Source organism: Isoptericola sp. Y541, assembly GCF_059445465.1.
Window position 1 is genome coordinate 530,923 of sequence record NZ_JCAIUJ010000001.1, and the last position, 13,624, is coordinate 544,546.

Genomic DNA, 13,624 nt, shown 5'->3' on the forward strand with positions numbered 1-13,624 from the left:
CCTGGAGGTCGTGTCGACCTCCGGAGTGCCCGCCCTCGCCGTCCCCGGTCGCGGGCCGAGCCGGGGCGACGGAGCCGTCCGGGTCACCGTGCCCCCCGGCGAGGACGTGCTGCTCCCCGCGGGCGTCCCGCTCGGCACCTGCCGGGCGGGCCTCGCGGCGCTGCTGCGCCGGCCGGAGCTCCGGCACGCGCCGCTCGCCGCCGACGGCGTCCCGGTCGCCGACACGGACGTCGTGGGCGACCGTCCGCTCCTGCCGGGCGCGGTGGTCGCGCCGCATGAGCCGGCCCGACGGCGCAGGTCCGGCACGACGTCGGAGTCGGCTCCGGGCGAACCCGGTCGCGCCGTGCTCGGCAGCCCCTGGCTGGTCGCGCGTGCGGACGGCACGGCGGCGGGCAGCGTCATCGCGCTGGGGCCGGGAAGCTCCACGACGCTGACCGACGCACCAGGGCCGCACGCCGTCGTGCGCATCGACCCGCGCCGTGCCGACCACGTCACCGTGCGGGCCACCGCACGTGCCACCAAGGGGCCCGACGTGCGGGCCGACGTCCGGCTCGTGCGCGCGGGCGCACCGCGACGGCGGCGCGGGCGCGTCGGGCTCCTGCGCCGTCGGTGGCGTCCCGGCGACCGCCTCGAGGTCACCGGGCCGCAGGGCTCCCGCTCCTGGACCCTGCATCCGTCCGGCGACGTGGCCCGGTGGCTCGAGGCCGGACCCGCCACGGCGAGCACGAGCGCGGGCGACGGAGCCGGCCCGTCCGGCGCCGGGCTGCTGGCCACGGCCGCGGTGCCGATGGTCGGCTCGCTCGTGCTGGCGGCCATGCTCCGCCAGCCGGCCTACGCCTTGTTCTCCCTGATGGGCGTGCTCGCCCTGATCCCCCAGCTCCTCGCCGCCCGGCGCCGGCGGCACGCGGCGAAGACGCGCCCCGACCTCGACGGCCGACCCCCAGACGCCGGGACCGCCGCGGCATCGTCCCGCACCACCGGCCGCGACGTCGGGGACTCGCCCGGGCCGCTGGCGGCACGCTTGCTGGCGGCGCACCAGGCCTCGGACGGGGCCTGGAGCGCCGCCGGCGAGCGCGCCGCCGGGCGGTCACGGATCGGGCCGGCAGCCGGACCGGCTCCCGGCCCGATCCGTGCGCTGGCCGGTCTGGTGCCGGACGGCGCGGTCGCGGTCGTCGGCCCCCGCCCGGCCGTGCTCGCGGCGGCCCGGTCGGTCGTCGTCGAGCTCGCCACGGCGGGCGGGTCGGTCGCCGTGGTGGGCGCGCAGGACGCCTGGTCGTGGTGCCGCTGGCTGCCCGGCGGCGGACCGCCCGTCCTGGTCGTGGACGCGCCCGACGCCGCGGCTGGCGAGGTCGTGGGCGCCGCGCGCCGCGAGGAGGTGCTCGGGCGGGGCGGGGCGATGATCCTGTGCCTGCCCGACGGCGCGCCCGTGCCCGCGTGGTGCCGCACCACGTGGCGGGTGACCGGCGCGGGCACGGTGCGCCGAGCCGCCCCCGACGGCTCGGCGGCGACGGGCCCGGTCGTCGGCGTCACCGATTCCTGGGCGGAGCAGGCCGCGCGCCTCGTCGCGGGCCTGGCCGGCCTGCGGCGCTCCCTCGGCGAGCTGGACCACCCGGTCGCCCGGGGCGCCGCCGAGGACCCGGACGCCGACCCGGCCGATCCGCGGCTCCCCGCGGCGGTGCCCCTGCTGTCGCTGCTCGACCACGCCGAGGACCCGGGCGCCGCCTGGGACGCGCCGGGCGGCTGGGCCGTGCCGCTGGGCGTGGACGGACGCGGCCGGCCCGTCGCCCTCGACCTCGTGGCCGACGGCCCGCACCTGCTCGTCGCGGGCACCACCGGCGCGGGCAAGTCGGAGCTGCTGCAGTCGATGGTGCTGGGCCTCGCCGCGCGCCGGTCGCCCCGGGACCTCGCCCTGGCCCTCGTCGACTTCAAGGGGGGCGCGTCGTTCGGGGAGTGCGGCCGGCTGCCACATGTGGTCGGGCAGGTCACCGACCTCGACCCGGGGCTGGCGGGGCGGGCCCTGGCCGGGCTCCGCGCCGAGCTCCACCGGCGCGAACGGGTCCTGGCGCGCCACGGCGTCGCGGACCTGGCGGCGCTGCCGGCCGGGCTGCCCGACGCCCCGCCCCGCCTGGTCGTCGTGGTGGACGAGTTCCGCGCCCTGGCCGACGACCTGCCCGACTTCCTGCCCGGGCTGCTGCGGGTCGCCGCGCAGGGACGGTCGCTCGGCGTCCACCTCGTGCTCGCGACCCAGCGACCGGCCGGGGCCGTGAGCGCCGACGTCCGCGCGAACGTCTCGGCACGGCTCGCGCTCCGCGTCGTCGACGCCGCCGATTCGCTCGACGTGGTCGAGACGGCCGCCGCCGCGCGGATCCCGGCCGGGGTTCCCGGCCGCGCCGTCCTGCGCCTCGGCTCCGAGCGGCCGGTGGTGCTGCAGTGTGCGCACGCGGCGGGCCGGCTCGGGGGCGGCAGCGTCGTGCGGCGGGCGCCCGTGTGGGGCGCCGTGCCCGACGGCGGGCCCACGCTGCCGGACTCGACGCCCGGGCCCGGGCAGGAGGGCGGAGAGGCCGGTGGGCCGGAGGGCGTCGTGCACGAGCTCGTCGCCGCGGCCCGCCGGGCCGCGTCCCGGCGCGGGCTCCGGGCCGGGCGGGCGCCGTGGTTGCCGCCCCTGCCCGAGCAGGTGCGGGCCCGCGACGTGGACTCCGACATCGACGGCATCATCGGTGCCGAATCGGGCGACGACTCCACCCACCAGGGCGCTCGCGTCGCGCACGACGGCCTGCCCGTGGCGCTCGGCGACGACCCGGGGCGGCAGCGCCGGGCCCTGCTGCGCTGGGACCCGGCGGCCGGGCACCTCGGCGTGGTCGGGCGGGCGCGCTCCGGCCGCACCACGACCGTGCTAGCCCTGGCCCGGGCGGCGCTGGCCCGCGGGTGGCACGTGCACGTGCTCGCCCCGGCCGCCACGGCCCCGCGGTTCGCCGAGCTCGACGGGCACCCTGGCCTCGGCACGGTCGCCGGCCCGCAGTCCCCACGACGCGCGGCCCGGCTGCTGCGCCTGCTCGCCACGCGGCCCCGGGCGGCACCGGTGCTCGTGCTCGTCGACGGGGTCGAGGAGCTGCGTGCGGCCCTGGCCGGGCCCGACCTGTGGGATCCGCTCACCAGCGCCCTCGGGACGCCCGGCGTCGCGTTCGCCCTCGCGGCCGACAGCGGGACGCTCGGTGGGCTGGCGTCGCGCGTGGGGCCTCGCCTGGTGCTCCTGGGGCGTGACGCGCACGACGACGTCGTCCTCGGCGCGCCGTCCGGACTCGCGGGCCAGGGCGGCCCCGCCGGTCGGGCGGCGTGGCTCGGCGAGGAGCAGCTGCTGTGCCAGGTGCTGCTGCCCGACGTCGGTCCCGTCGCCGCGGGCCGCGCGCCCGCCGTGCCACCGCTCGTCGTGCGACCGCTCCCCGTGACGGTCGAGGAGGCCGATCTCGTCGACCTCCTGTGCGCCGACCCGGGGCGGCTGGTCGTCCCGGTCGGTGTCGGGGGCGACGAGGCCGCTCCGGTCGGCCTGGACGTCGCCGCCGGTGCGCTGGTCACCGGGCCACGGGGCAGCGGCCGCACGACGGTGCTACGCATCGTCGCGCGTGGCCTCGCCGCCTCGGGAAGGTTGGCGGCGGTGGTCGCGCGCGACGCCGCGCTCCGTCACGACGCGGGCCCGGCGCCCACCGCGGCGCTCTCCCCCGCCGCCCTGCGCGAGCTGCTGGACACCCTCGCGTCCGGGGATCATGGCGGAGACCCCGACGGTCCCGGGCCGGGCGTCGTCGTGGTCGACGACCTCGAGGCGCTCGCTCAGCAGCATCCCCTCGAGGCAGACCGGCTCGCGGAGCTGCTCGACTCCGGGCGGCTGGCCCTCGTGGCCGCGGCGACGACGACGGGGGCGCTCCTCGCCCACCGCGGCCCACTGGCCGAGCTGCGGGCGCGGCGCACGGGGGTGGTGCTCCACCCGGCCGAGCGGGGGGCCGACGAGGTGCTCGGAGCGCCGCTCACCGACGCGATCCGACCCGGGCCTCTGCGACCCGGCAGCGGCGCTCTTGTCGTCTCCGGCCAGGTGCGCGCCCTGCAGGTGGCACGCCCGGGAACCGGGCAGCCCGCCGAACAGAGTGCCGGCTCACCGCAGCTGGTGCTCAGCCGGACGTCGCCTCGACGACGCGGCGCGTCATGACGGACACCAGCACCGTCGCGGCGACGACGAGCAGGGCAAGTCCGCCGAGCACCTCCCAGGTCACGCCGGCGGTCAGGAGGCTCACGCCGACCAGCCCCTGCATGATCTGCCAGAGGACGATCGGCGCGCGGCCACCACGCCGCCCCGCCCAGAGGGTGCGGCAGGCGGCGACGAGCATCCAGGCGATCCCGAGGAAGAACAGCACCAGGAACACGCTCACGGCCCCGCTGTTCGATCCCCCCTGCGCCGCCTCGAGGCCGACCGCCGCGGCGGCCGCCACCAACACCAGCACCTCCAGGCCGATGCCGGCCGCGACGACCCGCAAGCCGGGCGGTCGAGCCGGGCTGGGAGCGTCATCGGCGCCGGACAGGGGGGTGACAGGAGGGCGCATGACACGCCAGAATACGTGCGACCTGCGGTTTCACGACAGTGTGATGAAGCACTCACGCTTCATGCGCGAGAAACTTCCACGTAACCCCTTGTGCGGCACTTCACGAGGTGTGACGCTGGACAGCAGATTCCGCACCCACCCACCGGACCCGGACGGGCGCGCCTCGACGCGCCGCCAACTCCGCACCGGGTTCCCCTGCACCGAGGAGAATGACATGGACTGGCGCCACAAGGCCGCCTGCCTCGACGAGGACCCTGAGCTCTTCTTCCCCATCGGCAACACCGGCCCCGCCCTCCTCCAGATCGAGGAGGCCAAGGCCGTCTGCCGCCGCTGCGACGTCGTGGACACGTGCCTGAAGTGGGCGATCGAGTCCGGACAGGACGCCGGCGTCTGGGGCGGTATGAGCGAGGACGAGCGCCGCGCGCTCAAGCGCCGCACCGCTCGCGCCCGCCGCGCCGGCTGAGGCTGCCGAGATAGAGAAGCTCCCTCGGCGAGATAGAGAAGCTCGGAGGACGCCGCGACCGGTCGCGGCGTCCTCCGAGCTTCTCTATCTCGCCGACTGCTGGCCGTCGCGGAGCTCGAGCTTCAGCACCACCTGCGTGCCCCCGCCGTCCCGCGCCTCCCAGTCGATGGTGCCGCCCAGCTCGTTCGTCACCAGGGTGTGCACGATCTGCGAGCCGAGACCGCTGCGCGAGGCACGGCCCAGGGTCGCGATGCCGTCGGGCATCCCGACTCCGTCGTCGGCCACCACCACGCGCAACGACGTGCCGGTGCGCTCCACGTCGATCTCCACGATGCCGGACTCCCGGCCCGGGAACCCGTGCTCGACGGCGTTGGTCACCAGCTCGGTGAGCACCAGCGCCAGCGGGGTGGCGTCCTGGGCGGGCACCATCCCGAACGACCCGGTCTGGCGCGTGCGCACCTTCGCGTGCGTCGAGGCGACGTCGGCCGCGAGGCGCAGCGCCCGGCTCAGCATGTCGTCGAGCTCGACGTTCTCGTCGAGCGTCTGGGAGAGCGACTCGTGCACCATCGAGATGGTGGCGACGCGCCGCATCGCCTCCTCCAGGGCCGCCCGCGCCTCGGGCACGTCCATCCGGCGGGCCTGCAGCCGCAGCAGCGCCGCGACGGTGGCGAGGTTGTTCTTGACGCGGTGGTGGATCTCGCGGATCGTCGCGTCCTTGGTCATGAGCTCGCGCTCGCGCCGCCGCAGCTCGGACACGTCACGGCACAGCAGCACCGCTCCGATGCGCTGCCCGTGGTCGGTCAGCGGGAGCGCGCGGAGCGACAGCGCGACACCATTGGCCTCGATGTCGGTGCGCCACGGCGCCCGACCCATCACCACCAGCGGCAGCGACTCGTCCACCGTGTTGTTCTGGTGCTGCACGATCTCGGCCGTCACCTCGACCAGGGACTGCCCGACCAGCGGCCCGATGACGCCGAGCCGGTGGAAGCAGGAGAGCGCGTTCGGGCTGGCGTAGAGCACCTCACCCTCGGAGTTGAGGCGGATCAGGCCGTCGCCCACGCGCGGCGCCCCGCGGCGCGGCCCCGTGGCGGCGTTGGGTGCCGGGTACTCGCCGCGCGCGATCATCGCGAGGATGTCGTCGGCCGACTCCACGTAGTTGAGCTCGAGGCGGCTCGGGGTGCGGCCGGAGCCGAGGTTGGTCTGCCGGGCCACGACGGCGATCGCCCGCCCGTCGTGCACCACCGGCACGGCCTCCTCCCGCACGGCGTATGCGCCGAACCAGCGAGGCTCGCGCGAGCGCTGCGCCCGCACCTCGGTCATGGCCGCCGTGAGCTGCGGGCGCTGCCCGTCGGGGGCGAACGACCCCACGATGTCGTCGTAGTGCACCGTCGCGCCGGTGGACGGCCGGCACTGCGCGATAGCGACGAACCCGCTTTCGGCGGTCGGGAGCCAGAGCACCAGGTCGGCGAACGCCAGGTCTGACACGAGCTGCCAGTCGCCGACGAGCAGGTGCAACCATTCGCCGTCCCCCTCGGAGAGGTCGGTGTTCTGGGCGATGAGGTCACTCATGGCGGACACGCCCACCAGCCTACGGGCGCTGCCGCGTGGCCCCGGCGTCGGTAGGGTGAACACGTGCACCTGACCGTGGACCTCCCGTACGCCGCGGACGCCGACCACGTCGTGGCGATGCTGGCCGACGAGACGTTCGTGCGCTGGCGCGCGGCCCGAGGCCCCGGCGGCAGCGTCGAGCAGGCTGAGGTCACCGGGAGCCCGGACACCGGGTTCACCATCACGGTGCGCCGCGCCCTGCCCACCGACCTCATCCCGGCGCAGGTGCGGCCGTTCGTGGGCGACCGGCTGGAGGTACGCCAGGTGGAGGTGTGGGAGGCCCCGGCCGCCGGCCGCCGCACGGGCACGATCGCCTTCGAGATCGCCGGCGCTCCCGTGCGTGTGATCGGCACGGTCCGGCTTGAGCCACTCGGCGATGGCGGCACCCGGCAGGTGTACGACGGCGAGGTCCGCGCTTCGGTCCCGCTGTTCGGCGCCGCGGTGGCGGAGGCCGCCGCACGGGCGGTCCGGTCGGCCCTCGAGGCCGAGGGCGAGGCCGGCCGGGAGTGGCTCGCCGAGCACGCGAAGCCCCGCGACGACCGGTAACGATCCGGTCACGCACCGATCCGGCCACACCGGTCACCTGCGGCGACGCCGCCATGGACGCCGCGATGCGGCATCGTTACCCACCACGGGCTTGACTCTCGGCGCGCCGACGGCGAGCATCGTGCTCTGGCCGTGGGAGCGCTACCACCATGGAGGTGGTAGCGCTCCCAAACCTCCACCTCGCATGCCCGAACCAGACAAGGGAGTCATCGTGCTCGACAGCACCCGACCCACCCGCCGAACCCGCCGCGCCGCCGCGGTCACCGCCGGCGTCGCGACCCTCGCCCTCGCCCTGACCGCCTGCGGCGGTGGCTCCGACGACGACGCCGCCGCGGACCCCGACGCGAAGGTCACCCTCACGGTCGCCACCTTCAACCAGTTCGGGTACACCGACGAGATGCTCGCCCAGTACACGGAGGAGCACCCGAACGTCACGGTCAAGCAGGTCACGGCCGCGACTTCCGAGGACGCTCGCAACAACCTCACCACCAAGCTCGCCGCCGGCGGCGAGGGCCTCGCCGACATCGAGGCCATCGAGGTCGACTGGCTCCCCGAGCTCATGACGTACCCCGACCTGTTCGAGGACCTCACCGACCCGGAGCTCGACGGCCGTTGGGTGGACTGGAAGGTGCAGCAGGCCACCACCACCGACGGCAAGGTCATCGGCTACGGCACCGACATCGGCCCGGAGGCCATCTGCTACCGCGCCGACCTGTTCAAGAAGGCCGGCCTGCCCACCGACCGCGAAGAGGTCGCGGAGCTCCTCGGCGGCGACGGTGCCACGTGGGACGACTACTTCGAGGCCGGCAAGAAGTTCGTCGCGAAGTCCGACTCCGCGTGGTTCGACGGCGCCGTGCCGACCTACCAGGGCATGGTGAACCAGCTCGAGGGCGCCTACGAGGACCCCGCGACGGGTGAGCCGACGGACCTCGCGACCAACCAGGAGATCAAGGACCTGTACGACCAGGTCCTGGCAGCCTCCGTCGACGGCAAGCTGTCCGCCGGCCTCGAGCAGTGGGGCGAGGACTGGACCGCCGGGTTCCAGAACAACGCCTGGGCCACCATGCTCTGCCCGCCGTGGATGACCGCGTCCATCGAGCAGAACGCCGGCGGCGTCGAGGGCTGGGACGTCGCCGACGTCTTCCCCGGTGGGGGCGGCAACTGGGGCGGCTCGTTCCTCACCGTCCCGGCCTCCAGCGCGAACGCCGCGGCGGCCAAGGAGCTCGCTGCGTGGCTGACCGCCCCGGAGCAGCAGACCACCGCGTACGAGAACGCCAACACCTTCCCGTCGCAGCTGGAGGCCCAGGCCTCCGACGCGGTGCAGTCGTCCACGAACGAGTTCTTCAACGACGCCCCGGTGGGCCCGATCTTCTCGACCCGCGCGCAGGCGATCGAGGGCGCCCCGTTCAAGGGTGCGAACTACTTCTCGATCCACACCGCCGTGCAGGACGCGCTCAACCGGGTGGACCTCAACGGTGACGACGCCGAGAAGAGCTGGCAGGGCGCGCTCGACGACTACGCCTCGCTCGGGCTCTGACCCGCTGACCACCCCCTGACCCCCTCGCTGGTCGAGCCTGTCGAAGCCAGCTTTCGACAGGCTCGACCAGCGGCCGGTGCCCTCGACCGGCGAGCACAGGAAGCAGCAAATGGCCGTCCTCTCCCCCACCCAGCCCACGCGCCGGCGCGGTGCGCCAGAGCACCGCCCGCCCCGACGCGTCGGGTTCTCCCAGCGGCTCGGCCGCTGGGACGTCAAGGTCTCGCCCTACCTGTACATCTCGCCGTTCTTCATCCTGTTCGCGATCACCGGCCTGTTCCCGCTCGGGTACACGGCGTTCGTGTCCCTGAACGAGTGGAACCTGCTGGGCGGGCAGGGCGACTTCGTCGGGCTGCAGAACTACTCCGACGTGCTCGCGCAGCCCATGTTCTGGAAGACGCTCGTCAACACGTTCTCGATCTTCGTCTTCTCCAGCATTCCCCAGGTGATCCTGGCGATCACCATCGCGGCGCTGCTCGACCAGAACCTGCGGGCCGCGACGTTCTGGCGCATGGGAGTGCTCATCCCCTACGTCGTGGCTCCGGTCGCGGTCTCCATGATCTTCGGCCGTATGTTCGCCGACAACTACGGCCTGATCAACGAGCTCCTGGGGCTCGTGGGGATCGACCCGGTGGGCTGGCACACGGACCGCATCTCCAGCCACGTCGCGATCGCCACCATGGTGAACTTCCGCTGGACGGGCTACAACGCGCTGATCTTCCTGGCCGCCATGCAGGCCGTGCCCCGCGAGCTGTACGAGGCTGCCGTCATCGACGGCGCCGGCCGCGCGCGCCAGTTCTTCTCCGTCACCGTGCCGCAGATCCGGGCCACCATCATCTTCGTGGTCATCACCTCGACCATCGGCGGCCTGCAGATCTTCGACGAGGTCCGGATGTTCGACCCGAAGGGCCTCGGCGGCCCCGACAAGGACTGGATGACCACCGTCCTCTACCTGTACGACGTCGCGTGGGGCAACCAGAAGAACTTCGGCCGCGCCTCCGCCGTCGCCTGGCTCCTGTTCCTGCTGATCATCGTCATCGGCATGGTGAACTTCCTCATCAGCCGGCAGATCTCCACGTCCGGCCCGAAGGGGCCCCGCGTGAGCCGCCAGCACACCCGGCGGCTGCTCGAGCAGGCACGGGCCGCGGGCCGTGCAGGCACCGCGACGACGGCCACGCCGGCGAACGCACCCGCACCGCCGCCCGGAGCGGCTCCACCCTCGATCCCGCCCGCCACGAAACCCACCGACACGACCACCGACCGGGAGGACCGTCGATGAGCTCCGTCGCCGTCACCGCCCAGACCGCCGGCAAGCGCGCGGCCAGCAACGCCGCCAAGCGCCGGAGCCGCGGCACCCGCTCCGCGCAGCGCCGGCCCGGCCGGGTCACATACATCCTGCTCGGCATCACGCTGCTGATCTCGGTGTTCCCGCTGTACTTCACGCTGCTGCTCGGATCCTCCGACCCCGTGACGATCGCGCAGCGCGCCGTCCCGCAGTGGCTGCCCGACTCCAGCCTGTTCCAGCAGTTCGCCACGGTGTTCGGGTCCGACCGGATCAACTTCTGGAAGGCGCTGACGAACTCGGTGATCATCGCCGTCGTCACGTCCGCGTCCGTGGTGCTGTTCTCGACGCTCGCCGGCTACTCGTTCGCGAAGCTCCGGTTCCGCGGGCGCGGCCCCCTGCTGGTGTTCGTCATCGCGACGATGGCCGTGCCCACCCAGCTCGGCGTCATCCCGATGTACATCCTCATGTCGGACCTCGACTGGATCGGCAAGCTCCAGGCCGTCATCGTGCCGGGCCTGGTCACGGCGTTCGGCGTGTTCTGGATGACCCAGTACCTCTCCGAGGCTCTGCCGTACGAGCTCATCGAGGCGGCCCGGGTGGACGGGGCCTCCATGATCCGGACGTTCTGGTCGGTGGCCCTGCCGGCCGCGCGCCCCGCGGCCGCGATGCTGGGCCTGTTCACCTTCGTGCAGCAGTGGACCAACTTCTTCTGGCCGTCGATCGTGCTGAACAGCGAGAACCCGACGCTCCCGCTCGTGGTGCAGTCGCTCCAGGCGAACTACTTCGTCAACTACGCGCTGGTGATGGGCGGCATCTTCCTCGTGACGCTGCCCCTGCTGGTGATCTTCGCGTTCGTCGGCCGCCAGCTCGTCGCCGGCATCATGGCCGGCGCCGTCAAGGGCTGAGCCGCAGCGTCGTCACGCCCCCGCAGCCGCCCGTCGCCGCGGCTGCGGGGGCACCCCTCCGATGGAAAGATCCGAATCCATGACCCTCCCCACCCTCGGCGCGCGTCTCGCGGCCCCCGGCACCGCCGTGCCGTTCGTGCCCACCGCGCCCCTCACGAGCTCCCCGAACGCCGAGGGCTCCGTCGCGTTCCCGACCGGCTTCCTCTGGGGCACGGCCACCGCCGCGTACCAGGTCGAGGGCGCCGCGACCGAGGGCGGCCGCGAGGACTCGATCTGGGACACGTTCTGCCGCGTCCCGGGCGCTGTGGTGGACGGGGACGACGGCTCGGTCGCCTGCGACCATTTCCACCGCTACCGCGAGGACGTGGCGCTCATGCAGCGCCTCAACCTCGACACGTACCGGTTCTCGACGTCGTGGGCCCGCGTCATGCCGGACGGCAAGACCGTGAACGCGGAGGGACTCGACTTCTACTCGCGCCTCGTGGACGAGCTGCTCGGCGCCGACGTGCTGCCGTGGCTGACGCTGTACCACTGGGACCTGCCGGAGGCGCTCGAGGACCTCGGCGGCTGGCCCGCGCGCGACACCGCCTCCCGGTTCGTCGACTACGCGGTGGCGATGCACGAGGCGCTCGGCGACCGGGTCAAGGTGTGGACCACCCTCAACGAACCCTGGTGCTCGGCCTTCCTCGGCTACACCGCCGGCGTGCACGCCCCGGGCAAGAGGTCGCCCGAGGCCGGCCTGGCCGCGGCCCACCACCTCATGCTGGCCCACGGCGGCGCGGTGCAGGCGCTGCGGGAGCGCGACCCGGAGGCCGTGCTCGGGCTCACGCTCAACTTCACCGTCTCGGACCCGGTCGACCCGACCGACCCCGCCGACGTGGAGGCCGCCCGCCGCGACGACGGCATGTTCAACCGGATCTTCCTCGACCCGATCCTGCGCGGCGCGTACCCGCGGGACATCTTGGCCGACGTCGCCCACCTCGGCCTCGCCGACCACGTCCTGCCCGGCGACCTGGAGGTCATCTCCACGCCGATCGACGTGCTCGGCGTCAACTACTACAACGGCGGCGCCGTCTCGGCGCGCCCGCAGCAGGACGACGGCGCGGCCCCGGAGGGCACCGCCGGGCCGGACGGGGCCCGACCCGCGGACGCCACACTGTGGGAGACCCGCTCGCCCAACCCGGTGCCGGACGGCATCCACCACCACAGCCGCGGCCTGCCCACGACGGACATGGGCTGGGAGGTGCAGCCCGAGGGCCTCACCCGGCTGCTGACCCGCCTGCAGCACGAGTACACCGGCCCGCGCGGCACGTCGATGTTCATCACGGAGAACGGGGCCGCCTACCCCGACGTCGTGCAGCCCGACGGCACCGTCGACGACCAGGACCGGCTCACGTTCGTCGACCTGCACCTGCGCGCCACCAAGGACGCGATCGACGCCGGCGCCGACGTGCGGGGCTACTTCGCCTGGTCGCTCATGGACAACTTCGAGTGGGCGCTCGGCTACTCCAAGCGCTTCGGGCTCGTGCACGTGGACTACGAGACGCAGGAGCGCACGGTCAAGGCCTCGGGCCGCTGGTACGCGGACGTGGCGCGCGACGGCGTCGTGCCGGGGCGCGACGCGGCCGGTCTGACCGGCCCGGGCGCAGAGTAGTCTCCGCTGGTGGTCATCGAGCACGCCAGCCCGACGCTGGACGACGTCGCCCGGACGGCGGGAGTCTCGCGGTCCACGGCGTCGCGCGCGATCAACGGGGGCGACCGGGTCTCGCCGGAGGCCCAGGCCTCCGTCGACGACGCCGTCGCCCGCCTCGGGTACGCCCCGAACCGGGCGGCGCGCTCGCTGGTCACCCGCCGCACCGACTCGATCGCGCTGGTGGTGCCGGAGCCCGACGCCCGCATCCTCACCGACCCGTTCCTCGCGGGCGTGCTGCGGGGCGTCAGCGAGGGCCTCACCGGGACCGAGCTGCAGCTCGTGCTGCTCCTCGCCCGGCCGGGCGAGCCGCCGGGGCACATCGCGCGCTACCTGCGCTCGGGGCACGTGGACGGCGTCATCGTGGCGTCGCACCACAAGGAGGACAAGCTCGAGGGCGAGCTGATCCGCTCGCACCTGCCCGCGGTGTTCGTGGGGCGCCCGTTCGACACGGAGTCGCTGCACTTCGTCGACGTGGACAACGCCTCCGGCGGGCGCACTGCCACGCAGCGCCTCGTGGGCCGCGGCTGCCGGCGCATCGCCACCATCACGGGCCCGCTCGACATGACCGCCGCCGTGGACCGCCACGACGCCTGGCAGCACACGCTCGACGAAGCCGGGCTGCCGCCCCTGGCGGTCGTGAACGGCGACTTCACCGTCACCGGCGGCGCCACGGCGATGCAGCAGATCCTGGCGGACCACCCCGACGTCGACGGCGTCTTCGCCGCGTCGGACCTCATGGCCACGGGCGCCCTGCAGGTGCTGCTCGAGTCCGGGCGGCGCGTGCCCGACGACGTCGCGGTGGTCGGCTTCGACGCCCTGGGCGCCGAGCGGACGACGCCGCGGCTCACGACCGTGCTCCAGCCGGTCGTCGAGATGGTCACCGCCGCGACGTCGACCCTGCTCGACATGCTCGGCGGGGCGGGCGCGCCGGCGCAGCCCGAGATCTTCGTCCCGCGCCTCGTCGAGGGCGAGTCGGCCTAGTCCGTCGACCGGGGTGCGGT

10 protein-coding genes are annotated in these 13,624 nt (G+C 74.3%); 8 read left to right on the forward strand and 2 right to left on the reverse strand.

What is annotated here, in order from left to right; all coding sequences use genetic code 11:
* Positions 1-10 precede the first annotated feature (10 nt).
* A complete protein-coding gene (locus AC1C2V_RS02405) occupies positions 11-4,198 on the forward strand; it encodes an FtsK/SpoIIIE domain-containing protein (RefSeq protein WP_495387967.1) in 4,188 nt (1,395 codons plus the stop codon).
* Here AC1C2V_RS02405 and AC1C2V_RS02410 read toward each other — a convergent pair.
* On the reverse strand, positions 4,161-4,589 hold the full coding sequence (locus AC1C2V_RS02410) for a hypothetical protein (RefSeq protein ID WP_495387968.1): 429 nt from the start codon (positions 4,587-4,589) through the stop codon (positions 4,161-4,163). The genes AC1C2V_RS02405 and AC1C2V_RS02410 overlap by 38 nt on opposite strands.
* 214 nt (positions 4,590-4,803) lie before the next feature.
* Here AC1C2V_RS02410 and AC1C2V_RS02415 point away from each other — a divergent pair, with 214 nt between their 5' ends.
* Positions 4,804-5,052: a WhiB family transcriptional regulator gene (locus AC1C2V_RS02415; protein WP_166849954.1), complete on the forward strand. Its 249-nt coding sequence runs from the start codon at positions 4,804-4,806 to the stop codon at positions 5,050-5,052.
* An 84-nt stretch (positions 5,053-5,136) separates the two neighbouring features.
* Here the strand turns inward: AC1C2V_RS02415 and AC1C2V_RS02420 are convergent, their stop codons facing one another.
* Positions 5,137-6,621 carry a sensor histidine kinase gene (locus tag AC1C2V_RS02420; protein WP_495388436.1) on the reverse strand — a complete coding sequence of 495 codons (1,485 nt, stop codon included), beginning with the start codon at positions 6,619-6,621 and terminating at the stop codon, positions 5,137-5,139.
* 63 nt (positions 6,622-6,684) lie between these two features.
* Between AC1C2V_RS02420 and AC1C2V_RS02425 the strand changes: the two genes are divergently transcribed.
* The 6 genes from AC1C2V_RS02425 to AC1C2V_RS02450 all read left to right on the forward strand — a co-directional run bounded on the left by AC1C2V_RS02425 (position 6,685) and on the right by AC1C2V_RS02450 (position 13,604).
* Positions 6,685-7,206: a DUF2505 domain-containing protein gene (locus AC1C2V_RS02425; protein WP_495387969.1), complete on the forward strand. Its 522-nt coding sequence runs from the start codon at positions 6,685-6,687 to the stop codon at positions 7,204-7,206.
* A gap of 184 nt (positions 7,207-7,390) precedes the next feature.
* A complete protein-coding gene (locus AC1C2V_RS02430; RefSeq protein ID WP_495387970.1) occupies positions 7,391-8,743 on the forward strand; it encodes an ABC transporter substrate-binding protein in 1,353 nt (450 codons plus the stop codon).
* A gap of 109 nt (positions 8,744-8,852) precedes the next feature.
* A complete protein-coding gene (locus AC1C2V_RS02435) occupies positions 8,853-10,019 on the forward strand; it encodes a carbohydrate ABC transporter permease (RefSeq protein WP_495387971.1) in 1,167 nt (388 codons plus the stop codon).
* Entirely contained in the window at positions 10,016-10,930 is a 915-nt protein-coding gene (locus tag AC1C2V_RS02440; protein WP_495387972.1) for a carbohydrate ABC transporter permease, read from the forward strand. The genes AC1C2V_RS02435 and AC1C2V_RS02440 overlap by 4 nt, the downstream gene beginning before the upstream one ends.
* Before the next feature lie 79 nt (positions 10,931-11,009).
* Positions 11,010-12,584, forward strand: coding sequence for a glycoside hydrolase family 1 protein (locus AC1C2V_RS02445; RefSeq protein WP_495387973.1), 1,575 nt, complete (start codon positions 11,010-11,012; stop codon positions 12,582-12,584).
* Positions 12,585-12,593: 9 nt separating this feature from the next.
* Positions 12,594-13,604: a LacI family DNA-binding transcriptional regulator gene (locus tag AC1C2V_RS02450; protein ID WP_495387974.1), complete on the forward strand. Its 1,011-nt coding sequence runs from the start codon at positions 12,594-12,596 to the stop codon at positions 13,602-13,604.
* Positions 13,605-13,624: the final 20 nt, after the last annotated feature.